This window comes from Arenibacter algicola (assembly GCF_000733925.1).
Lineage (GTDB): Bacteria > Bacteroidota > Bacteroidia > Flavobacteriales > Flavobacteriaceae > Arenibacter > Arenibacter algicola.
This window is the reverse complement of record NZ_JPOO01000003.1, coordinates 1,409,651-1,434,014: the sequence shown is the minus strand read 5'-3', so window position 1 is coordinate 1,434,014 and position 24,364 is coordinate 1,409,651. Positions and strand designations below refer to the sequence as shown.

General features: G+C 40.7%; 21 protein-coding genes. 11 read left to right on the top strand and 10 right to left on the bottom strand.

Annotation, left to right across the window (positions count from 1 at the left end):
* Nucleotides 1–27 precede the first annotated feature (27 nt).
* Nucleotides 28–1,032 carry a tetraacyldisaccharide 4'-kinase gene (gene lpxK / locus U735_RS0116640; protein ID WP_031444909.1) on the top strand — a complete coding sequence of 335 codons (1,005 nt, stop codon included), beginning with the start codon at nt 28–30 and terminating at the stop codon, nt 1,030–1,032.
* Here the strand turns inward: lpxK and U735_RS0116635 are convergent.
* From U735_RS0116635 to U735_RS0116595, 9 genes are all read right to left on the bottom strand, one after another.
* Nucleotides 1,029–3,227 (bottom strand): tetratricopeptide repeat-containing hybrid sensor histidine kinase/response regulator, encoded by a 2,199-nt coding sequence (locus U735_RS0116635; RefSeq protein WP_031444908.1) that lies wholly within the window; start codon nt 3,225–3,227, stop codon nt 1,029–1,031. The two genes, lpxK and U735_RS0116635, sit on opposite strands and share 4 nt — an antisense overlap.
* 23 nt (nt 3,228–3,250) lie before the next feature.
* Nucleotides 3,251–4,261 carry a type I glyceraldehyde-3-phosphate dehydrogenase gene (gene gap, locus U735_RS0116630; protein WP_031444907.1) on the bottom strand — a complete coding sequence of 337 codons (1,011 nt, stop codon included), beginning with the start codon at nt 4,259–4,261 and terminating at the stop codon, nt 3,251–3,253.
* A gap of 70 nt (nt 4,262–4,331) precedes the next feature.
* Nucleotides 4,332–5,207, bottom strand: a complete 876-nt coding sequence (gene lipA, locus U735_RS0116625) for a lipoyl synthase (RefSeq protein ID WP_031444906.1) — start codon at nt 5,205–5,207, stop codon at nt 4,332–4,334.
* A gap of 332 nt (nt 5,208–5,539) precedes the next feature.
* Nucleotides 5,540–6,106, bottom strand: coding sequence for an RNA polymerase sigma factor (locus U735_RS0116620; protein WP_031444905.1), 567 nt, complete (start codon nt 6,104–6,106; stop codon nt 5,540–5,542).
* A 36-nt stretch (nt 6,107–6,142) separates the two neighbouring features.
* On the bottom strand, nt 6,143–6,346 hold the full coding sequence (locus U735_RS0116615) for a hypothetical protein (RefSeq protein ID WP_031444904.1): 204 nt from the start codon (nt 6,344–6,346) through the stop codon (nt 6,143–6,145).
* A 78-nt stretch (nt 6,347–6,424) separates the two neighbouring features.
* A complete protein-coding gene (locus U735_RS0116610; protein WP_031444903.1) occupies nt 6,425–7,183 on the bottom strand; it encodes an anti-sigma factor domain-containing protein in 759 nt (252 codons plus the stop codon).
* Nucleotides 7,184–7,268: 85 nt separating this feature from the next.
* Entirely contained in the window at nt 7,269–7,838 is a 570-nt protein-coding gene (locus tag U735_RS0116605; protein WP_031444902.1) for an RNA polymerase sigma factor, read from the bottom strand.
* Nucleotides 7,839–8,036: 198 nt separating this feature from the next.
* Complete coding sequence (murB, locus tag U735_RS0116600) at nt 8,037–9,053, bottom strand: UDP-N-acetylmuramate dehydrogenase (RefSeq protein ID WP_031444901.1); 1,017 nt, start codon at nt 9,051–9,053, stop codon at nt 8,037–8,039.
* The gene (locus tag U735_RS0116595) at nt 9,053–10,243 is read right to left on the bottom strand and encodes a pyridoxal phosphate-dependent aminotransferase (protein ID WP_031444900.1); all 1,191 of its coding nucleotides are present in this window, start codon (nt 10,241–10,243) and stop codon (nt 9,053–9,055) included. The genes murB and U735_RS0116595 overlap by 1 nt, the downstream gene beginning before the upstream one ends.
* 151 nt (nt 10,244–10,394) lie before the next feature.
* Between U735_RS0116595 and U735_RS0116590 the strand changes: the two genes are divergently transcribed.
* Nucleotides 10,395–11,729, top strand: coding sequence for an aspartyl protease family protein (locus U735_RS0116590; protein WP_031444899.1), 1,335 nt, complete (start codon nt 10,395–10,397; stop codon nt 11,727–11,729).
* A 147-nt stretch (nt 11,730–11,876) separates the two neighbouring features.
* Here the strand turns inward: U735_RS0116590 and U735_RS0116585 are convergent, their stop codons facing one another.
* On the bottom strand, nt 11,877–12,263 hold the full coding sequence (locus U735_RS0116585) for a DUF1573 domain-containing protein (protein WP_031444898.1): 387 nt from the start codon (nt 12,261–12,263) through the stop codon (nt 11,877–11,879).
* Between the two features lie 198 nt (nt 12,264–12,461).
* On the opposite strand from U735_RS0116585, the gene U735_RS0116580 reads away from it, so the two are divergent.
* The 9 genes from U735_RS0116580 to U735_RS0116540 all read left to right on the top strand — a co-directional run bounded on the left by U735_RS0116580 (nt 12,462) and on the right by U735_RS0116540 (nt 24,304).
* Entirely contained in the window at nt 12,462–15,092 is a 2,631-nt protein-coding gene (locus U735_RS0116580) for a valine--tRNA ligase (protein WP_031444897.1), read from the top strand.
* Between the two features lie 73 nt (nt 15,093–15,165).
* Nucleotides 15,166–16,182: a Gfo/Idh/MocA family oxidoreductase gene (locus U735_RS0116575; RefSeq protein WP_031444896.1), complete on the top strand. Its 1,017-nt coding sequence runs from the start codon at nt 15,166–15,168 to the stop codon at nt 16,180–16,182.
* Between the two features lie 208 nt (nt 16,183–16,390).
* Nucleotides 16,391–17,152: a CDP-alcohol phosphatidyltransferase family protein gene (locus U735_RS0116570; protein ID WP_031444895.1), complete on the top strand. Its 762-nt coding sequence runs from the start codon at nt 16,391–16,393 to the stop codon at nt 17,150–17,152.
* 429 nt (nt 17,153–17,581) lie between these two features.
* Nucleotides 17,582–18,649: a substrate-binding domain-containing protein gene (locus U735_RS0116565; protein WP_031444894.1), complete on the top strand. Its 1,068-nt coding sequence runs from the start codon at nt 17,582–17,584 to the stop codon at nt 18,647–18,649.
* Between the two features lie 67 nt (nt 18,650–18,716).
* The gene (locus U735_RS0116560; protein WP_034248549.1) at nt 18,717–19,790 is read left to right on the top strand and encodes a DUF6807 domain-containing protein; all 1,074 of its coding nucleotides are present in this window, start codon (nt 18,717–18,719) and stop codon (nt 19,788–19,790) included.
* Between the two features lie 57 nt (nt 19,791–19,847).
* Complete coding sequence (locus U735_RS0116555; protein ID WP_198036659.1) at nt 19,848–21,206, top strand: Gfo/Idh/MocA family protein; 1,359 nt, start codon at nt 19,848–19,850, stop codon at nt 21,204–21,206.
* A gap of 9 nt (nt 21,207–21,215) precedes the next feature.
* Entirely contained in the window at nt 21,216–22,208 is a 993-nt protein-coding gene (locus U735_RS0116550; RefSeq protein ID WP_031444891.1) for a Gfo/Idh/MocA family protein, read from the top strand.
* A 53-nt stretch (nt 22,209–22,261) separates the two neighbouring features.
* A complete protein-coding gene (locus U735_RS0116545; RefSeq protein WP_180994010.1) occupies nt 22,262–23,035 on the top strand; it encodes a 3-keto-disaccharide hydrolase in 774 nt (257 codons plus the stop codon).
* A gap of 99 nt (nt 23,036–23,134) precedes the next feature.
* Nucleotides 23,135–24,304 carry an N-acetylglucosamine-6-phosphate deacetylase gene (locus U735_RS0116540; protein WP_034248546.1) on the top strand — a complete coding sequence of 390 codons (1,170 nt, stop codon included), beginning with the start codon at nt 23,135–23,137 and terminating at the stop codon, nt 24,302–24,304.
* The last annotated feature ends 60 nt before the right edge of the window (nt 24,305–24,364 follow it).

The window sequence follows — 24,364 nt, the reverse complement described above, 5'->3', positions numbered from 1 at the left end:
AAGATAAAATATTATATTTTCGTTCTAATGCAGCTACTAAGAAAATTAGGCTTTCCCGTTTCACTGATATATGCCCTGGTGGTATATCTGCGCAATTATCTTTATGACGTAGGGCTATTGTCCTCCAAAGCCTATAAGACCAGGACCATTTGTGTAGGGAATCTTAGTGTAGGGGGTACCGGTAAAACCCCTATGATAGAGTTTTTGGTTGCCAATGTAAAAGATCGGGGCAGAATAGCTGTTTTAAGTAGGGGATATGGTAGAAAATCTAAAGGCTTTTTGTTGGCCAAACCTGCTATAGGGGTTGAGGATCTGGGGGATGAACCCTATCAGATCTATAAAAAATTCCCCAATGCCCATGTCGCAGTGGATGCGGACAGGCAGCACGGTATTTCCATATTGGAGGAAACCATAGGTCCCGATATAATTTTGTTGGATGATGCCTTTCAACACAGAAAAGTAAGATGTGACCAATATGTGCTTTTAACTTCCCATTCCAATTTATACGTAGATGATTGGTATTTGCCTAGCGGGAATTTAAGGGATAGCAAACGGGAAGCAAGGAGGGCCAATATTATTGTTGTTACCAAGTGCCCATCAAAATTGAGCGTGGCCGAACAGCATAGAATCCTGAAAAAATTGAACCCTGATCCTGGTCAGCAAGTTATCTTTAGCTATTTGGAGTATCAAACAACCTTAAAAGGCAACTCCAAGGAGATGGACTTGGCCGAACTTAAAAATAAAAAGGTGACCTTAGTGACCGGGATAGCAGATCCAAAGCAGCTGGTAAGTTTCCTTAGTGCTCAAGGAATTGTGTTTGAACATTTGGCATACCCTGACCACCATTTTTTTACAGATAAGGAAATTGCCTTATTCAATAACAGGGAGGTGGTCCTTACGACCGAAAAAGACTATGTAAGGTTGGCGGGCAAGGGCGAAAATTTTTATTATATAGGGGTAGGGCATAAATTCATGAACGGGGGAGAAGAGGTACTATTGAATTTGTTGGGTGAAAGCCTTACTGCTACTTAGGCCTCAATTTTTTTTTTCACATCAAAGATGTTCTCTCCTATTTTTTGATAAAATACCTCCGGTTTAAAAGGTTTCGTAACCACGTCGTTACAACCAGCGGCATAAAAACTTTCCAAACTGTCATCCAAGGAAATTGCCGTAAGCGCTATGATTGGCACCAATCTATTGAACTTTCTGATTTCTATGGTAGCCTCTTCACCACTAATTCCTGGCATATGGATGTCCATAAGGATACAATCGTAATCCGTTTTTCTCACCATGGCCACCGCTTCCAAACCATTGTTGGCAATATCACAGGTTATTTCCTTCTTGTTCAGCATTTTCTTGGTAATCACTTGATTGATTTTGTTGTCCTCCACAATCAATATATGTAGTCCTTTAAAATCGTATTCCACCTCGGTAATCTCGAACGGAATATCATCAATAAGATCGTCCTTGCTTTTTAGATCCAACTCAAAGAAAAAGGAACTTCCTTTGCCTATTTCACTCTTTAGTCCAATTTTACTGCCAAATAGGCCCAGCAGGCTTTTTACAATGGTCAGTCCCAGGCCGGTACCTCCATATTCCCTATTAATTTGGATAGAGCCTTGTTCAAAGCTGTCAAAAATTGTAAGCTGTCTCTCTTTATCAATACCAATACCATTATCCTTTACTTCAAAATAAATGGTCAGATTCTCCTCTACTTTTTTGGCAAGCTTGGCTATAACCGTTACTTGTCCTCCCTTGGTGAATTTTATACCGTTGCCGATAAGGTTTATAAAAATTTGGGAAAGTTTAAGTGGATCTCCCAATAGGTGTGACGGTATATTCTCATCAAATTCCAGTTCAATTTTTGTTTTGTTGGCCTTAGCGCTTTGATGCAGGGAATTGATTACTTCGGAAAGTATCTTTTTAAGATTGAAATCTATTTGCAGGGCCTCCAGCTTATCGGCGTCAATTTTGTTGATCTGAAGAATGTCATTAATGAAGTTCAATAGGTAGTCACCAGAAAATTTCAACGATTTTAGGTGTTCCTTCTGGTTTTCACTGGGGTTCTCCTCCAGCAGTAAATGTGTTAGGCCGGTCACCGCATAAAGTGGTGTCCGCAATTCGTGGCTTACCGTGGATAGGAAATTGGTTTTGGCCTCCATGGCCATTACTGCAGCATCCCGTGCAGCCTGTAGTTCATTGTTTTTGGTATGTAATAGGTCGTTTGTCTTTAGCTTTATTTGGTTGTTACGGTAAAGTGAAATGGCCAATATGGAAATTACTATTAAAAAGGCAGCGGTTAAAATTGCCGTTATTTCCGTTCTATTTTTGGATTGGTTAAGTTCTTCTATCTTGGCTTCCTGTCGGCCAATTTCATCCTTCATAAATTTGGTTTGGATGTTATCTGCCGTTTTGGTTTCCGCCAAGCTTTTCTCTAGGGTAAATATAGAGTCCTTGATGTTCACTATATTTCTATTATAGGCCAGGGCAGATTCAAAAAGCCCAAGTTTTTCATTGGTCCGTGTAAGTAGCCTATTGGCCTCCAATACTTCTAAATAGAAATTGTTCGCCTTGGCCAATTTTAAGGCACTCTGCGCATTCTTAATACTCTCCTCGTAATTTTCGGTCTTGTTGTTGATCTCCGCCAATTTTATATTTGCCTTGGCGGCCAGGTAGTCCTTTTCGTAAATGTCCGTATTTACCGCAAGGGCATTGAAATTTTTAGTAGCACTTTCGTATTTTTCCAGGTTTAAGAAAATAATTCCCTCTACAAATAGAATATTGTTCAGTAAATTTCTGTCGTTGTTGATCTGTTTAGCCTCGTTCAGCATAGAGATGGCCAAGAAATTTTTACCGTCCCTATAGGAAATAATGGCATCTATATATTTATGCGTAGCTTCGCCATAAGGGTAGGAAATATCCTTTAAAAGGGATTTTGATCTGTCAGCATAATATTCCGCGCTATCATCCTTTTGCAGGCGCAAATATAAAATGGCGAATTTGTGATAGGTATCTATCAGGGCCTTTTGGTCATTGTTCTTAAAGGCGATCTCCATTGCGGTATTCAGCTCTTCAAGGGCGGGTTCCATTTTGTTCTTATTGCCAAATTCCCTGGCTTTGTCAAAATGATATTCTATATCATTCCCGGCAGCAGTGTTTTCCTGGGTATAGGTATGGCTATAGCAAAAAAACAAGAGGACCGTTAGGAGCCACAGTTTTCTGTTCAAAGTTATATGTAAGAATCTAGGTCTCAAACGTATCGTTTACTTGTAATATAATTAATTAAATCTACAATTCTGCTGCTGTATCCGGTTTCGTTATCATACCAGCCTATAATTTTGACCATTTTGCCGATTACAGAAGTCATCAGAGAATCAAACGTACAAGAATAGTAAGTATTGTTTATATCAATAGAAACTATGGGGTCTTTTGTGTAATATAGAATGTTTTTAAGTTCTTTTTGGGATATTTCTAGGAAAGCATCATTAATTTCCTCTATGGAAGTTTGCCTTTTTACGTTAAAAGTGATGTCGGTCAAAGATCCATTGGGTACAGGAACTCTTATGCCGCAACCTCCAATAACATTGGAGAGTTCTGGGAATATTCTGGTCAATGCCTTGGCCGCTCCGGTTGTGGTAGGGACAATAGATTGTGAGGCCGCCCTGGCCCTCCTAAGGTCTTTATGCGGTTGGTCGTGCAGACTTTGATCTGTAGTGTAAGAATGGATGGTGGTTATATAGGCCTGCTCTATACCGCAAAGATCCTGAATTACCTTGATCATAGGTGCGGCATTGTTCGTGGTACAGGAGGCGTTGGAAATAATGTCATCTGTTTGGACAAGGGTTTCATGGTTTATTCCAAATACCACCATCTTTATGTCATCTTCGGTTGGAGGTACACTAAGTATAACCTTTTTTGCCCCATTTTTTAAGTGGTACTCCAAGATGGCCCTGTCCTTGAACTTCCCGCTGGCCTCAACAACAATATCAACCTTATGATCGGACCAAGGGATGTCTTTGGGCGAATTGTGATTTAATAGGGCAACCTTATTATTTTCTACGATGATGTGATTGCCGCTGTGGGATACTTCTTTTTGGAATACCCCGTGGATACTATCGTATTTTAATAAATGGGATAATGTAGGCGCATCTGCCAAATCGTTAATGGCTACCACTCTTAGATGAGCTTGTTCGCTTAAAAGTCTAAATAAGGTACGGCCAATTCTGCCAAAGCCGTTTATACCAATATTAATTTGTTTCATAAAAAGGGTCAAGCCAATTTATCCGCATAATTACGGATTGATATACTAGATAAGGGGGTGTAAGGGGTACTTACTTTATATGTTTGTGTGCCTTGTACGATGAGCGGACCAAAGCCCCGCTTTCTACATGCCTAAAGCCTAATTTTAGACCTATTTCTTCATATTTCTTGAACTGGTCCGGTAAAATAAACTCCTTTACCGGTAAATGTTTTTTGGAAGGCTGCAGATATTGGCCAATAGTGACAACATCTACATTGGCCGCCCTAAGGTCTTCCATGGTTTGGATAACTTCTTCCTCCATTTCACCCAGCCCCAACATTATTCCCGACTTGGTACGGTTGGCGCCGTTTTCTTTTAAATAGGAAAGGACTCCAAGACTTCTCTCGTATTTTGCCTGTATGCGAACCTCCCTTGTTAAACGTTTTACGGTTTCCATATTGTGGGATATTACTTCAGGCCCAACCGCAAGGATTCGATCCAAATGGGTATGTATACCTTGAAAATCTGGAATCAATGTCTCCAGGGTGGTAGTGGGGTTCATTCTTCGTATGGCCTTCACTGTTTCTGCCCATATTATAGAACCCATATCCTTTAGGTCGTCACGATCCACCGAAGTAATAACAGCATGTTTAATGTCCATTATTTTAATGGATCTTGCTACTTTTTCCGGCTCTGCCCAATCTACATCTTCAGGTCGCCCCGTTTTTACACCACAAAATCCACAGGAACGGGTGCAAACATTTCCTAAAATCATAAAAGTGGCAGTACCTTCTCCCCAACATTCGCCCATATTTGGACAACTGCCCGAAGTGCATATGGTGTGGAGGTTGTATTTATCCACCAATCCCCTTAATTGGGTGTATTTTTTGCCCGTCGGAAGTTTTACGCGTAACCATTTGGGTTTGCCTTTTGGAGGGATGACACTGTCTATAGTTTCAATACTCATACAACGATTTTGTGCAAATATACGAAATGGGCGATAGTTAAAATACCAAATGACTGCAAAGTATGGGTATGCCAATATCTGTCTGGTGCCAGCGAGAATTTAACGGGTTATTTATAAAGTATGTGGAGGACAATAAATATTATTGGACCTGGAGCAGGGGACAATAGATTGGGAGTGAAAGTTAATTTGAAGAAGGGCAGCTGTAACTGCGTGCATGTGAAGGTTCTTTTACAACATCCAATGTTGAACATCTATTGCCCGGTATCCAACGTCCTGGTTCTTTCGTTCAATGGAACTTTGTTTCCGTTAAATAGGGAGTAGAACTATCGGTTCTAATTATTATTTTTAATTATTTCGGCAAGTAGCCTTTTCGCCCTTAGTAATTTAACCTTCACATTATTGACAGGTTCCCCAAGTTTTTCGGCAATTTCAGCGTAGGGCAGTTCCTGAAAATATCTTAGGTTTATTACTTCTTGGTAATGTGGTTTTAGCCTTTTTATATACTCTAACAAAGCGGCAAGATTTTGTTCGGTAATTAAACTGTCCTCTGGGGAAGGGGCATCATCCAAAACCTTCTTAATGGCTTCGCTGCTACTTTCCGGATTGCCTTTTAGGACGTTTCTTTTGCTTTTACGGATGAGGTCTATGTGCAAATTTTTGGAAATGGCTATCAGCCATGTCTTAAATTCGTAGTCCTCATTAAAGGTGTGTATCTTGTCAAAAGCTTTAGAAAATGTCTGAATGGTAATGTCTTCGGCATCGTTCTCATTTCTGGTCCTGATCAACTGGAAACCGTAGACGTCGTTCCAAAAGCTATTTAATAATGCACTGAAGGCTATTTGATTGCCTAATTTGGCTTTTTCAATAAGATCGGGAAGAGGTTCTTCGGTTTTGTCCAAGATGAGATAATGTAAAAGGTGATAATAGGCAGATTTCTATTGTGTAACGGAATCCTTTCTGCAGTCCTGCTCTGTTGGGAGTTTTCCACAGTAGCCACATGCTTCTCCGTCCTTATTTAAAAACGGACTCTGACTGGCACATGTTCCAGCAAATTTACCATCCTTTTTGGACCATATTTTTATTGCAATACCTGCAAAAGCAAGTGCTAGTAGACCTATTGTTAAAAATAATAATTTCATATCCCTGCATTATTTAATGCAAAGATATGAAATTTATAAGCTTCCCAATAAGGATTGGGATTACTTTAAGTCCTTAAATTAATAAGAGATATTGGCCACTATATTCTCTATGGTAGGCTTGGAATTGCCTCCTGTTGGTTCAATGGTGATATATCCAACGGCATTTTCGCCATAAGGCAGGGCCATTAATTTTTCACTATTGCTGGCCTCCTGTATTACTCCTAAGTTGAGCATTTGTCCGTTGACCTCTGCCCACATTTGGTAGCATTGGTTTTCCGGTAGGTTAGGCAATTTGCTCACATTGATATAGGAAAGCTTTTTCACAGGATTAACATAGGCCACGGCCTTAAGTTCCTTGGCCTTATTATTGCCTTTAACTGTAAGTCGCTTGGTTTTCGGATTGTTAAGGACAATGAATTGATTTCTAACATCCTCCAACTGTAAACGCATATTCTCTTCCAAGTTCTGGATCTTGTTGTTGACAATAACATTTTCCTCTTGCAAGCTTTGGTTTTGGTTCCAAAAGAAATAGGATGCTCCTGCAAACAGCAGGGCGGCAAAACTGGCTGCAATGGCATACCTAAAGAATTTTGATCGTCCGGAATTTTCCTTTTTTATCCTAGTTTGGATTCTTTCCTTAAGGCCTTCCGGAGTTTTAATGGCATGTAACTTGGCAAATATCTCAAGGTTTTCCTGAAGCTCAATATAGGTGTTCCTAACTTCGGGATACATGGCAATATATCTTTCTACCTGGAATGCTTCCTCTTGGGAGGTGGTGCCCAATAGATATTTTTCTAGTAGGTCTGTTTCTAAAAATATTCTAATCTTTTCTTTCATGGCTTTATTATTTGTAGCACAATTTGGTCGGCTATGCTGTAACGTCAGCTTAATAGTTGGGTCTTAGTCTTAACAAGGTTGTGCTTTAATTCATAAATAAACTTAGTAAACAGGCAAGAACTATAGTTGAACCATAAATCTTCTTTAATTCCCTAAGTCCAATCTTTAATCTAGACTTGATGGTACCTAGTGGTATGTCCAATTCTTCGCTTGCCTCCTGCTGGGTCATTCCTTGAAAAAATAAGGCGTCCAATACAATTTGATATTTTGAATCTATTTTATCCAAATTATCCTGAACGTCCATCAAGTCAGGGATTATACCTTCAGTTCCTAGTTTATATACGTCCGAAACGTCCATTTGGATTTCCTTGTCGGATTTGTTGTTCGCACTTCTTAATTTGTCTATGGCTGTATTGCGTGTAATCCTGAATAACCAAGTGAACAATTTAGCTTTTGTGGGGTCGTAGGAATCCGATTTCTTCCAAATTTTGATAAAGCTTTCCTGTACAACATCCTGAGCCAATTCCTCATCACGCACTACCTTGTAGGCTACCCCGTATAAGGTGTCCCCATAGTGTTCATAAAGGAGGGAAATGGCCTTGTCATTTCGCTCTTGAAGAAGCTCAACAATATGATTTTCCAGTAATATGCTCATATAAATAGTGTGTTCTCAAAAAAAAGTTGCTTGGCAATCATCCAATTCCTTAATTCTCCTCGTATATACACAAACGCTAAATTATAAAATTGATTGTTATGCTTAGCGTTTTAATTGGATAAATGGACAGCTGGTAACTGTGCATTTAATTTTTGGTTAGTTTGGTTTGGTATAGCCCCTGGCATCTTATGTCGGGGGTTATTTTATGATATTGACTTCCGGGCTGATCACAATTCCGAACCTTTTCAACACACTGTCTATAATGTTTTCTGCCAGGTCAATGATTTCAGCCCCTGAGGCATCACCGTAATTGACCAACACCAAGGCCTGGTTTTTGTGTACTCCGGCATCGCCAAACCGCTTTCCCTTATAGCCACATTGCTCTATTAACCAACCGGCCGGAATCTTGAATTCATTTTCAGCAACCTTATAAAAGGGCGCATTTGGGTTCATCTTGGTGAAGTTATCAAATTGCTGCTTATCTACTACCGGGTTTTTAAAGAAACTTCCACTATTGCCCAATTCCTTAGGGTCTGGCAACTTACTTTTTCTAATGGAAATTACGGCATTGGACACATCCTTAATGCTGGGATTGGTAATGCCGCTATTATGTAATTCGGAAACAATGGCACCATAATCTACATTTAGTTTATGATTTCTTTTGGTCAATTTAAAACTTACCGAAGTGATGATGTATTTTCCTAGCCCTTCATTTTTGAAATAGGAATCGCGATAGCCAAACTGGCACTCTTCCTTGGTAAAGGTTTTTAGTTCCTGGGTGGCAATTTCCATGGCATCGCAACTTACAAAGGTGTCCTTAAGTTCTACACCATAGGCGCCTATGTTCTGAATTGGGGCGGTACCAGTATTACCTGGTATGAGGGATAGGTTCTCCAATCCGCCATAATCGTGGTCCAAAGTCCACAATACCATATTGTGCCAATTCTCACCGGCACTGACTTTTATTATGGCCTCATCCTTATTTTCTGAAAGCACCTCAATTCCCTTTAGGTTTATATGCAGTACCAGATTTTCCAAATCTTTTGTGATAAGCATATTGCTACCCCCTCCGAGAACAAATAAAGTGGGATATCCCTGAAGTGAAAGTGCTTTTTTTAGGTCTGCGATCGAATTTATTTCGCAAAAGAATTTGGCCTTGGCATCAATTCCAAAAGTATTGTACTTTTTAAGGGATATGTCTTTTCGTATATCCATTAATTTGCATATACCTTTAAGGCCTCCTTTAAAATGTGAACCGCTCTTTTTAGATCTTCCTTTTCCAATACATAGGCAATTCTGATCTGGTTTGTACCCAAGCCCTCAGTTGCGTAGAATCCCGCTGCAGGTGCTACCATTACGGTCTCCCCGTTTAAATTGAAATCCTCCAATAGCCACTGGGCAAAGGTGTCCGCGTTGTCAATGGGCAGTTGTGCAATACAATAAAAGGCACCCTGTGGCTGGGCCACTACAACACCCTCGAGTTTGTTTAATTCTGAGATAAGTATGTTTCTGCGTTCCTCGTATTCCTTTTTTACATCATCAAAGTAAGACTGTGGGGTTTCCAAGGCAGCTTCACTGGCAATTTGCGCATAGGTGGGCGGGGAAAGTCGGGCCTGGGCAAATTTTAGGGCGGTTTGCATAACTTCTTTATTTTTGGAGACCAAATACCCAATTCGCGCCCCGCACATGCTGTATCTTTTGGAAACAGAGTCAACTATAATAGCGTGTTCTTCAAGGCCTTTTTCCTGAAGAATGGAATAATGCTCCCTGCCGTCATAGATAAATTCACGGTATACCTCATCGGCCACTAGGAATAGGTTGTGTTTTTTTACTATAGAGGCAAGTTTTTTAATTTCTTCCCTTGTATATAAATAGCCTGTTGGGTTCCCTGGATTGCAAATAAGGATGGCCTTTGTCCTGGGTGTAATTAGTTTTTCAAATTCGTCAATTGGAGGTAGTGCAAAATTATTTTCAATACTGGAAACAACCGGTACTACCTTTATTCCGCTGGCGTTTGCAAATCCGTTGTAATTGGCATAAAAGGGCTCTGGGATAATAATTTCATCGTCATTATCCGCTATACTTCCCAAAGCAAAGGACAATGCTTCCGAACCACCTGTAGTAACTATAATATTGTCTGCATGAACATGAATGTCATTCTTTGCGTAATATCCGGCAATTTTTTCCCTGTAAGATTCGGAACCTTCTGTTCTGCTATAAGCCAGGACTTCCAGAGCATTGTTTTTAACGGCATCCAATGCAACTTTTGGTGTTTTTATGTCGGGCTGGCCTATATTTAAATGGATAATCTTGATTCCTCTTTTTATGGCAGCTTCAGCAAAAGGTACTAGTTTTCTTATTGGAGATTCCGGCATTGTCCTGCCTCTCCGTGAAATTGATGGCATATGGATTTAATTTTAGGCAAAAATGAGAAATCAATACGGACAAAACAATAAAACGACCTTATTTGATTCCATATTAATATGTTAAATGATTCTGATGTCAAGGGTTTTGTGCGTAAATTAGAGGGGTAGGTTGCTTAAAAATGGAAATAGGATGGCTTTCTTAAGACATATGGTTTTCCTTATTTGGTGCTGCCCCGTTTTACTGTTATCTCAAAATTTCAAATTGCCGTCTGGAGAAAAGTTTCAAAAGGTGAAGTTTGAATTGGTGAACAATCTCATTATAATTCCAATAGAGGTAAACGGGGCACAACTTTCATTTATTTTGGATTCAGGGGTAAATAAACCTATTCTTTTTAATTTATCGGATAAAGATTCCATTCAAATTAACAATGTTTCGGAAATTGTAATAAAAGGCCTTGGTGAGGGTGAGCCAATTAATGCTTTGATATCTAGCTCCAATTTATTTAGAATTGGAGAAGTGGTCAATACGGATCAACAGCTTTATGTGGTTATGGACAAGGAACTGAATCTTTCCCCTAGGCTGGGTATACCGGTACATGGAATCATTGGTTATGACCTCTTTAGGGATTTTATAGTTGAGTTAAATTATTCATCGAAATATTTGAAGCTTCATGACCCTGATCTTTACAGGTCCAAAAAAAGCTCCAAGACCCGAAAACTGCCTTTGCAGATTATTCAAAACAAAGCCTATGTTCAGGGTGATGTATTAATGAAAAATAAGCAAAGTATCCCTGTTAAATTATTAATAGATTCGGGTAGTTCTGATGCTTTATGGCTTTTTGAGGATTTGGATAGGGGATTGGGGGTTCCTCGGGACAATTATGTAGATTTTTTGGGACAGGGACTAAGTGGAAGCATTTATGGAAAAAGGACCAAAATAGATGGGATCAAATTAGCAGGCTTTTTATTAAAGGATGCCAAAACCGCATTTCCTGATCTACAGTATTTTAATTCCATGACAACTTTCGGAGATAGAAATGGAAGTTTGGGCGGAGAGGTCCTAAAAAGATTTACCCTGGTTTTCAATTATGGTAATAGTACCCTGAGTTTGCGCAAAAATTCCCTTTTTAATAAACCGTTCGATTTTAATTTGAGCGGAATAGATATTCAGCATAATGGAATGCGTTATATTTCCGAAAGTATTGCAGATGTAAATGGGGCGGTGTTGGCAGATAGTGGCAAATCGTTCGGGGATGTGCAAATACTCTTCGAGAATATGACCAGGCTAAGTATGGTCCCGGAAATTATAGTGTCTGGCATACGTGCGGGAAGCCCTGGCCATGAAGCGGGTTTGCAGGAAGGGGATGTTATTCTGGCAGTAAACGGGAAAAAGGTACATCACTATAAACTTCAACAAATCCTACATATGCTGAATGACAAGGAGGGTAAAAGAGTGAAGGTTTTAATAGAACGCTACCAAAAGGATATGTTGATTACCTATGTCCTTAAGGATGTATTCAAATAGATGATGTTATAGGCCAAGGTAGGCCCAGGCATTTTTAAGGAATCTATCCCAGGGTCCAGGTAGGTAAGCCGAAAACCCCACCAATAAAAAAAGCTTGTTAAATCCCCAATTAGGTAATTAACAAGCTTTTGTGTTTGGGAGTGGTATTTATTTGCCTTCCGCCGGTAATACCTTTCCCTTTATTTTTAACACCTTCGTTGGGGTGTCAGCGTTGGAGATTACAGTTATCGCCTTTGCGATAGGTCCAACTCTGTTAGTATCATATTTTACTTGAATTTCGCCAGTTTTACCTGGTAATATAGGTGCATCCGGTTTTTTAGGGATTGTACATCCGCAGCTAGAGCTTACTTTGCTTATAACAAGTGGTGCATTCCCAGTATTGGTAAATTCAAACACTCTTAAGCCATCGCTGCCTTTAGCAATTTCACCATAATCAACGGTTTCCGTTTTGAAGCTAATTTTCGCTACATTTTCTTGAGCGGTTAGGCCAAATCCTAAGAGACCAATAAATAGAACTAGTACTATTTTTTTCATTATTTTTAGTTTTTGGTGAATTTCAAAAGTAAATGTTTTTAATGAACCTCCAAAATTCTTTTGTTATGTAATAACGTTACTTATTTTTGTTTCGTATTTCTAAATGGACAAAAACCTTAGAATTACTTCAAGTTTAACCTTAATATTGCACTCATTTAGTAATCGCCCGTTTAGGGTAAGCAAAAACTGTTCCAAATAATGGAAATTCCTTCAAAATATGAGCCTCACAGGGTAGAGGGCCAATGGTACGACTATTGGACCAAACATAATTATTTTCATTCCACACCAGATGATAGGGAGCCATATACCATAGTCATACCTCCGCCAAATGTTACCGGAGTTTTGCATATGGGGCATATGTTGAACAATACCATACAGGATGTTTTGATCCGTAGGGCCCGTTTAATGGGGAAAAATGCCTGTTGGGTGCCTGGCACCGATCACGCCTCCATAGCTACGGAGGCCAAAGTGGTTGCCAAACTAAAGGAACAAGGGATAGATAAAAAGGATATAACCCGGGAAGAATTTTTGAAGCATGCCTGGGATTGGACCCATGAATACGGTGGGGTAATCCTGGAACAGTTAAAGAAATTGGGCTGTTCCTGCGATTGGGAGCGTACCAAGTTCACTATGGATGACAATATGTCCGCCTCCGTTATAAAAGTCTTTGTAGACCTCTACAATAAAGGTTTGATATATAGGGGTTACCGTATGGTAAACTGGGATCCTGAGGCAAAAACCACCTTGTCCGACGAAGAAGTGATCTACGAGGAAAGACAGGGCCTGTTATACTATTTGGCCTATAAAATAGAGGGTTCGGATGAAACCGTTACCATTGCCACCACCAGACCGGAAACCATTTTAGGGGATACGGCCATCTGTATTAACCCCGCCGATGAGCGTTATGCCCATCTAAGAGGTAAAAAGGCTATAGTACCCATATGCAACAGGGTAATCCCCATAATTGAGGATGAATATGTTGATGTTGAGTTTGGAACAGGTTGCCTTAAAGTGACCCCCGCACACGATGTCAATGACAAGGCCCTGGGGGAGAAACACAATCTGGAGACTATAGATATCTTTAATGAAGATGCCAGTTTAAATAGTTTTGGATTGCATTATGAAGGTAGGGACCGTTTTGAGGTCAGGAAGGCTATTTCAAAAGAATTGGAGGAAAAAGGGTATTTGGTAAAGACCGAACAGCACATTAATAAAATTGGCACTTCGGAGAGAACCAAGGCAGTTATTGAGCCAAGATTGTCCGATCAGTGGTTTCTTAGTATGGAAGATCTGGCCAAACCTGCTATAAAGTCGGTTTTGGAAGACGAAGATATTAAGTTGTTCCCCAAAAAATTCGAAAATACCTATCGCCATTGGATGGAAAACATTCGCGATTGGAATATTTCTCGACAATTGTGGTGGGGACAACAAATCCCGGCCTATTATTTTGGAGATGGACAGGACGATTTTGTGGTGGCAGAAACCAAAGAAGAGGCGTTGGATATGGCCAGGAAAAAATCTGGGAATTCCGGTTTAACATTGGATGACTTAAAACAGGACGCAGATGCCCTGGACACATGGTTTTCTTCTTGGATCTGGCCGATAAGTGTCTTTAACGGGATTTTGGAACCCAATAATAAGGAAATAGAGTACTACTATCCTACCAATGATTTGGTAACCGGGCCGGATATTTTATTCTTTTGGGTAGCCAGAATGATTATTTCAGGCTATGAATACCGCAATGAAAGGCCTTTCGAGAACGTATATCTTACGGGATTGGTGCGCGATAAGCAAAGACGTAAAATGTCAAAGTCGCTCGGAAATTCCCCGGATGCGCTGCAACTGATTGAAGATTACGGGGCGGACGGTGTTCGTGTTGGACTTTTGTTGAGTTCCGCTGCCGGTAACGACCTAATGTTCGACGAGGCCTTGTGCCAACAGGGGAAAAACTTTGCCAATAAGATTTGGAACGGTTTCCGCTTGGTAAAAGGCTGGGAAGTGGCAGATCTGCCACAACCAGAGGCTTCCAAGTTGGGTATTGAATGGTATACTTCAAAATTCAATAAAACACTTGAAGAGATAGAGGATCATTTTAGCAAGTATCGGATCTCGGATGCCTTAATGGCCATCTATAAATTGGTTTGGGACGATTATAGTTCTTGGTTATTGGAAATAATTAAACCAGCATACCAGCAGCCCATAGATAAAATTACCTTTGATGCAGTGATCCATATCTTTGAAGAGAACTTAAAACTACTCCACCCGTTTATGCCATTTCTTACGGAGGAAGTTTGGCAGCACATCGCCGAACGTACCCCGGAAGAGGCATTGGTCATTGCAAAATGGCCAAACGTACAGCCTGTAAATGAGAATCTAATCGAAGGTTTTAATTTTGCTGCAGACGTAATTGCGGGAATACGTACCATTAGAAAGGAAAAGAATATCCCTATGAAAGATGCCCTTCAATTGGCGGTCTTAAACGACGGGGATATTTCCAAGGATTGGGATGTGGTTATAGCCAAGCTCACCAATGTGTCGGATATTGATTATGTTGACAGTGCAGTGGATGGGGCTTTGACCTTTAGGGTAAAGTCCAACGAATATTTTGTACCCATGGTTGGGGCCATTGATATTGGAGCAGAAATTAAAAAGTTGGAAGAGGAATTGGAATATATAAAAGGCTTTTTGGTATCGGTGCGTAAGAAACTTTCCAATGAGCGTTTTGTGGCCAATGCGCCTGCGCAGGTAATTGACTTGGAACGGCAGAAGGAAGCGGATGCCATTGCTAAAATTGATACCCTGGAGAAGAGTCTGGCCAGTTTAAAATAACGGCAACCACTGTGATCATTGTGTTTCTTGGTAAAGGGAAATGACCCAATTTTTAATGAAAGTAACTTAAATTATGTCCAAAAAGATATTAAAGACGGGTATTCTTTCATTCGGAATGTCGGGCAGCTTGTTTCATGCCCCGTTTTTGAATGAGCATCCCGGATACCATTTGACAGCAGTGGTTGAGAGGACCAAAAAAATAGCCAGTAAGACTTATCCCAAGATAAAAAGTTACGACACCGTTGATCAGCTTATAGCTGATGAGGACATTGATCTGGTAGTGGTAAATACGCCCAATTTTACGCATTTCGAATTTGCGCTAAAGGCGCTCCTAGCCAAAAAGCATGTTTTGGTGGAGAAGCCTTTTTGTGTTAACAGTGCAGAGGCCAAGGAACTTTTTGCCGAGGCAAAAAGGCAGGATCGTTGTATCCTGCCTTATCAAAATAGAAGGTATGATAGTGACTTTCTGGCGGTAAAGAAGGTGTTGGATTCCGGTAAATTGGGGGCCATGGTAGAGGCCCATATGCGTTATGATAGATATCGTTATCACATAGGTCCCAAAATAGCCAAGGAAACCCCAGTACCGGGTAGTGGCCTTATGTATGATCTGGCCCCACATTTATTGGATATGGCCATAGCCCTTTTTGGATTCCCATTGGAATGGAAAAAGTACACTGGGCAGTTTAGGCCTAAAACCCAAGTGGATGATTATGTACATATTCATTTGCTGTATCCCAAGGGGGTACAGGTGTTTTTGACTATGAGCATGTTGGTGGTGCAGCCGCAAGCCGCTTTTGTTCTTAATGGAACCAAGGGGACCTTTGTGAAACAGCGAACGGATATTCAAGAGCAGCAACTGTTGGCGGGAATGAGTCCCGGAAATGCTTTGTTTGGAATAGAGGATGCCAATAAATATGGTGTGCTCACTACCATTGCTGAGAACGGTGAAAAGCATACCGAGGAAATAGAATCGGTAAAATCCTCTTATATCAATTTGTTCGATGATGTTTATAAGTCCATTGTTGAAGGAATCCCATATCCAATAACAGAAAAGGACATTATTAGGCAAATTGAGATTTTGGAAGGGTAGATAGCGCTAGCATCCTTTTTGTTGCTGCCATTTTTTTATATGAAACTTCCAATGTTCTGTCAAAATATTTAATGCTATCCCGTTGTTTTTTGGAAGCCTAAATAATTCCCGCCTTATTTAGTCGTATATTTAGTAAGGATAAATAAGTGTGCTGTTTTAAAATTTAGGTAGCTAAGTCATTAAAAATGCTCCATAAAAAAAGCTGGGAATGTCTAAATTACCGGAAGACCATAAATTTTTGGACCTATCCGACTATGGTAGATCAATAGCCAGGGTTATTGCGAACGGACTAAAAGAAACGACTGTTACGCCTGTGCAAGTTACGTTTGGATTTCTTTGTTCAGGTGTTATAGCGGTGGTTTGCATGTATTATGGCTACTATTGGTATGCAGCCTTCTTTTTTATTCTAAAATCTATCTTGGATGCTGCCGATGGGGAGTTGGCAAGGATCAAAGATACGCCCTCCTATACTGGGAGGTATTTTGATTCCCTGTCGGATTTTGTTCTGAATATCCTAATATTTGTAGTACTCTGGCATATTACCAATGTGGACTTTGGATTTGCCGTGTTGGCATTTCTGGGCCTGCAGCTTCAGGGTACCCTATACAATTATTATTACGTAATCTTGAGAAATAAGTTTCATGGCGATGTTACAAGTCGAATTTTTGAATCCGGCACGCCAGTGGCAATGGTTGGGGAGCATCAGCGTAATGTGAATGTCCTTTTTTGGTGGTACCGGATTCTTTATGGCAGTTTTGATCAAATTATTTATAAGTTGGATGGTGAGGCTGCCAACGGCAGGCATCTGCCCAATTGGCTTATGACGGCCGTATCTACCTTTGGGCTTGGGTTTCAGCTATTGATAATCAGTGTGATGCTGGTTTTGGGATGGGCAGATTACATAATTCCTTTTTTTATGATCTACTCATTGTTCATTTTTTTGTTTATCGCCATTAGAAAGTCATTGTAGGGTAGGATATAGGGCACCTTTTTTTGCACATTAATTTTGACTATAGTTTAAATTCAAATACTTGATTATTAAATAATTATAGCTTGTTTTTCTGTTTCCTCGAGCGCAGTCGAGAGGTTGCAAAAAATTACATCTTTAAATCGGTCTCGATTGCTCTCTACCGGACAACATCATCTAGACAAATCATTAACAATTAAAAATAATTGAACTCATGCCTATGGTGTTTAAGTCATAGAGTTGAAATTCCTGACCAGAGATTAATGGTTCAACTGAAAAAGTGTGTGCTTACACATTTTTATTTATTTACACATAAAATGTGCTGTAATATTTCCATAAAATGACGTCTATGTCCCAATAATTTTTATATTTGTGTGCCTACACACTTTTTCAAATCATTAAAAGTCATATAATTATAAAAGTTGATTTTCGATGGCAAAAAATAAAAAGACCACCATTCAGGATTTGGCAAACTATGCCAATGTTTCCATAGGGACCATTGACAGGGTTTTGCACAATAGGGGGAAGGTGTCACCTGCCAAAAGGAAAAAAGTGGAAGAGGCTATAGAGAAATTGGATTTTAACCCCAATCTTCTGGCAAGAACATTGGCTTTGGGAAGTCAGTTCACGGTTTGCAGCCTGTTTCCTGAAGCAACCAGTTCCCAAAGTTATTGGACACTACCGAAAATAGGGGTGGACCAGGGAGTGGAGGTTTATAAGGATTTTGGCATGGAACTTCATACCTATGAGTACAGTTTGTTCAACGAATCCAGTTTTGTTAAAAGTGCAGATGCCATCCTTGGGAAGAATCCTAGTGGCGTAATCTTGGCGCCCTTATTTGAAAAGGAAAGTCTAGAATTCATATCGAAGTTGGAAGAAAGGGATATTCCTTATGTGTTTATAGATGCCAACATCAAAAACAAGAAAAGTCTCAGTTATATTGGACCTGACTTAAGGGGAAGCGGTTATATTGCCGGGAAATTATTGAATTCTCTTCTGGATCCTTCAGATGACATTCTTATAGTAAACATGGTTAAGGGATTCGAGAATAGTGCCCACACAGCTCTTGTGGAAAATGGCTTTCGGGATTATTTTAAGGAGCATGGATCCCGGAAGAAAAGAAGTATAAATTCTATTACAATACCCACAACGGTGGAGACTGAAGTAAACAGGGAACTTACAACCTATTATATTAAAAACCCGGGAACGAGGGGAGTATTCGTTACCAATTCCAGGGCGCATTTAATTTCTAGGCATCACGCCTTGCACGAGCTGGACATAAAGGTGGTGGGCTTTGATATTGTTCCTGGAAATGTGTCCGAGTTGAAAAATGGAAATATCGATTATATCATTTCCCAAAGACCGGTATTTCAAGGGGTAACCGCTGTAAAGGCGCTTTTCGATTATTTTGTTTACAAAAAGTTGCCCTCTGCTATTCAGTTTGTGCCTTTGGATATCATTATCAAGGAGAATGTAGATTATTATATTAATTTTCAATAAAGGTCTTACGCAATTGCTATAAATTGGCAATTGTCTAAGGGCTTTCTTTAAACTAGAAACAATTATTATGGGAGTAAGAGTACTTGGATATTTAGTGTTGTTGGCTTTTTTTGGTTCCTGTGGCAATGGCAAGTCCAAAAAGAACGATGTAAGTCCTTCGCAGGATATGGTAAAGCCTGGCATTAGGATAGAAAATAAAGTATCGGAACAAAAAGTGGATGTCTACTTCGGGGATGAATTATTTACTTCCTACATCTACCCCGATAATATAATGAAGCCCTGCTTATGGCCCATAGTGACTTCGGAAGGTACGGAGATTACACGTAAATATCCATTGAAGAAAGTAGCCGGAGAGCGCGCGGATCATCCACATCACATAGGAATGTGGATGAATTATGGCGATGTTAACGGTATTGATTATTGGGGGCATTCCGAGGCTACCCCTGAAGATCGCAAGCCATTTAGTGGCGTTATCAGGCATCAAGAGGTTGTTGAGGCCGATGCCAATGATTCCCAAGGAACAATACGGGTCCAAACCAATTGGGAAGCTCAGGGACGTACACAGATAAAGGAAGACATTGAGTTTCATTTTATGGACAAGGGGAGGGTGAGGATTATAGATTGGATAAGCACCTTAACGGCCCAAGAGGATATTTTGTTCAAGGATACCAAAGAGGGAATGTTTGCCATTAGGGTTAGTCGCGAACTGGAGCTGCCATCCGATGACCCTTTAACATTAACCGATGCACATGGAAATCCTGAGACTATTAAGGTAATAAATAATGACATGGTTTCTGGGGATTACTTGAGCAGTGAAGGTATGAAAGGTGAAGATGTTTGGGGAACCCGGGCCAAATGGATGAAGCTCTTTGGAAAGTATAAGGAGGAGAATGTTGCCGTCGTGATTCTGGACCATGAAAAGAATCCGGGATATCCGGCCTATTGGCACGCAAGGGGCTATGGACTTTTTGCCGTAAACCCATTGGGTCAGAATGTGTTTTCGGAAGGAAAGGAAACTATGGACTTGCGTTTGAAAAAAGGGGAGTCGGTTCGTTTTGCCTTCAGGACACTGGTGTGCTCTGGAGAAATTTCCAACGAAGAGATCAATGTCCTAGGGAAGGAGTTTTCCGGCCTTTACTAGCTCAATTTTAAAGACATAGAAGACAAACAAAATTATTAACGATCAAACCTGGATAGCATGAAATCAAATTCAAATTCAAGTTCAAGAAGAAGTTTTATTAAAAAAACAGCGGCCAGTTCGGCCTTTATAGCTACCGCTGGAATCCTGCCACAATTTAGTGCCAAAAGTTATGGCCGTATTCTAGGTGCCAACGATCGGATCAATGTATCTATGATGGGGGTCAATAGTAGAGGGAATGCCTTGGCACAAAATTTTGCTAGTCAAAAGAACGCTGAGGTAATCCATGTTTGTGATGTGGACAGTAGGGCCATCCTAAAATGTTTGGATTCTGTAAAGGGTAGACAGGACAGGAAGCCAAAAACCTTTACGGATTTCAGAAAATCCTTGGAAAGCAAGGATGTGGACGCCATGGTGATTGCAGCGCCAGATCATTGGCATGCACCTGCATCACTCTTGGCCATGGAAGCGGGAAAACATGTATATGTAGAAAAACCATGTAGCCACAACCCCAATGAAGGGGAAATTTTGGTGCAGGCCGCACAAAAATATGGAAAGGTAATACAGATGGGGAACCAGCGTCGCTCTTGGCCCAATGTGGTTGAAGGGATTAAGGCTTTGCAATCAGGTGCCATTGGCAAGGTGTATTTTGGTAAAGGATGGTATACCAACAACCGCAAATCCATAGGGATAGGGAAGGAAGTAGAGGTGCCCAATTGGCTGGACTGGGACCTTTGGCAAGGTCCGGCGCCCAGAATGAAGTATAAGGACAATATTGTGCATTACAATTGGCATTGGTTATGGCATTGGGGTACAGGCGAGGCCCTAAATAATGGCACCCATATGATCGACTTATTGCGTTGGGGCATGCAGGTGGACTATCCAGTTAAGGTAAGCTCAAACGGAGGCAGATATAGGTATCAGGACGATTGGGAGACACCGGATACACAGGTAATCAATTTGGATTTTGCAGAAGGATTGTCCATGTCCTGGGAAGGTAGGAGCTGTAATGGTAAGTCTATAGAAGGAAGTTCGGTTGGCGTTATGTTCTATGGGGAAAATGGCAGTATGCTAATCCCTGGAGGTAATAGCTATAGCATTTTCGATTTGGAGGGTGAATTGATCAAAGAAGTTAAGAATACCCAAGAAATAGATCCCAGAAACAATTCCAACCCGGCAGAACTCTTGGATGCCTTGCACATACAGAATATGTTCAGTGCTATCCACGATGGTGCAAGCCTTAATGCTGATATAGACTCGGGTCATAAAAGCACCTTATTGGTGCAATTGGGGAATATTGCTCAGCGCACGGGGAGGTCTTTGGATATAGATCCCACTAATGGTCACATTTTGAAGGATAGCGATGCCCAAAAATTATGGGGTCGAACTTATGAAAACGGTTGGGAAATGAAATTGTAATAATAATATATGGCAAATAGAAGATCATTTTTAGAAAAAATAGGAAAAGGGGCAGCATTTTCAACCTTGGCCCTGTCCTTACCGTCACCTTTGTTTTCCCAGCTAAAATTAGGAAAACCGCCGGTGGTGAAAAATAAGATTATTGGTATCATTGGTGCCGAGAATTCACATACCAGAGGTTTTGGTAAAATGTTCAATTTGGATAAAAAATTTCCGGGATGGGAGGTCAAATATGTGTGGGGTGAAAAAGAGGAATTTGCCCAACAGGCCAAGACCGAAGGAGGCATTCCCAATATTGTAAAAGATCCCTTGGAAATGATGGGCAAGATAGATGCATTGATTGTTGATCATCGGCATGGCGATCTTCACTTGGATGCGGCGCTCCCGTTTGTAAAGGCCGGAATACCCACCTTTATAGACAAACCATTTTGCTATAGCAGTCAGGCTTCAAAAATATTCCTTGAAATGGCTAGGGCGGTCGGTACTCCGGTAACTTCCTACAGTTCAATTGCCCACAGTTATGCCACGGAGGATATGAGGAAGCAATTGGCTGAACTAAAGGACATAAATCAAGTTACTTGTTACGGTAAGGCCGATATCAATTCCATATATGGAGGCTTTTTCTTTTATGGAGTGCATATGGTAGAACCTCTGATCTATCTTTTTGATGAAAAAATTGTTTCGGCTAGATTCAATAAGAACGACAAGGAGAACTTGAACAGTACTGCCAGTTTAATTTTTGAAAATGGAAAGATGGCCACCTTGATCATTACGACCAAAAAGTACGGCTGGCAGACCTTTGTGGAGACAGATGAAGGAGTGGTTGAATTAAAGTCCAGGGCAGTGACCGTTGATCCGGATAAAAATTATGTGGATATGGTAAACATGTTCAGCACAGGAAAGGAACCACGCAGCCACGAGAGTATTATTCACGGTATTGCAGTGTTGGAAGCAGTTCAAAAATCTATAGTTTCAGGTAATTGGGAATCCGTTATATCATAATGAGGGGGAGTAAAAAGCAAACCCTACACAGTTTCTGGATAATGGCCTTAGCCATGGGATTAGTATTTATGGGTTGCAGAAACAAAACGCAAAAGAATCAGGAACCAATAAAGGTTTCTGAACAATTGTACAACAGCCTAACCGATTTGGAGAAAGAGCAGGGCTGGGAATTGCTTTTTGATGGCGAATCGTTTAAGGGTTGGCGCGGTTTGGGTAGAAAGGATGTTCAGACCGAACTATGGAAAATTGAGGACGGTACCATACGAAAACTGAATAGCGGAGAGGTGCCTTCCATGCCGGACGGTCAGCCCATGGAAGGGGGCGATCTAATGACGGTGGACACCTTTGACAATTACGAATTGTATTTTGAATGGAAAATATTAAAAGCGGGCAACACAGGCCTCAAGTACAACGTGTCCGAAGAATTGTCCCAAAAGTTCGGTTCGCAATATTCGGCGCTGGGATTTGAATACCAATTGCTTGATGATTCGGATACCCTTTATGCGGGAAAACTAAAACCATCCCAATACACTGGGAGTCTATATGATATGATTGCGGCCAACAATACGGATGTCAGGCCGGCCGGGATGTTCAACTCGAGTCCAATTGTTGTCAATGATGAGAGTGTAGAGCATTGGCTTAACGGGAAAAAGGTAGTCGCCTATGAATTTGCTTCCCCGCATTTGGATTCCCTTTTTCAAAAAAGCAAATTTGTGGACTATCCGGGATTTTTGGAAAAAAGGAAGGGGCATATTGTTCTTCAAAACCATAAGGACGATGCCTGGTTTAGGAATATTAAGATTCGTAAAATTGAATCGGGAAGTTAGTTTCCAATAACATTGACAAGGGTCTGATAACTATAAATTCAACAAATTGTTATGATATTTAAATATACATCAGTTTTAGCACTATTCTTTTTTTACAACATGGGAATATCACAGTCTATTGATACAAGCGGAATGGAGGGCATTTTGTACTCCGATGAGGGATGGGTCTCCATATCCACTACAAAAGGTAAAATTTCGGGAATAAACAGATTGTCGAAAGGCGACAAGGAATCAAAAATATATGTAGCCCCCGGTTTAATAGATGTCCAGATCAATGGCTATATGGGAGTTGATTTTTCCGGTCCCGATCTTACGGTGGAAGGCATAAGGAAAGCTACAAAAGCTTTGTGGAAGGCCGGGGTAACCACTTATTTCCCGACCATTATTACCAGCGATTTCAATAGGATGAAAACGAATTTTGCAATTCTGGCCGAGGCACAAAAAGATCCGGAAATAGGAAAATCCATTCCAGGATTCCATTTGGAAGGTCCGTATATTTCACCGCTTCCCGGTTTTCGAGGCGCGCATTTGGAGAAATACATTAAAAATCCGGATTGGGAGGAATTTCAGGAGCTGCAGAAGGCAGCCAATAATGGCATAAAACTGATTACCGTAGCCCCCGAATTGGACGGGGCCATTCCTTTTATACGTAATTGCGTTGCTAATGGAATTATAGTGGCACTGGGACATCACAATGGTAGTGCAGAGGATATAGAACGAGCTATAGATGCCGGTGCAAAAATGGCTACCCACTTGGGCAATGGTTGTGCCAACGAGATCAATAGGCACCATAACCCTATCTGGCCACAATTGGCCGACGATCGTATTACTCCCAGTCTAATTGCGGACGGATTCCATTTGACCAAGGAAGAGGTACGAAGTTTCTATAAGGTAAAAGGCCCAAATAAGACTATTTTAGTCTCCGATGCCCTAGATCTAGCAGGACTTCCCCCTGGAGAGTATACCCGTGGAGAGCGTACCTTATTGCTGACCCCCAATGTGGTAAAATTACCAAAGGAAAATGTTCTTGCCGGGGCAGCTTCACCAATAAGTGCATGTGTGGGCGTGATTATGGATTTTACCCAATGTACTCTTAATGATGCCATACAAATGGCAAGCACCAATCCCGCAAAAATGTTTTCCCTCAGTGAAATTGGTGAAATAGGACAGGGGAAACGGGCCGACCTGATTCTCTTTAAGTTGGAGGATAATGAGGTGGTAATTCACAAGACATTTGTGTCAGGGCAGTTGGTATATTCCAAAGATTAGTACCCTGTTAACTCCTATGGTGTTGAATGTTATGGTACTTGGTTAAAAATTAAATCTATA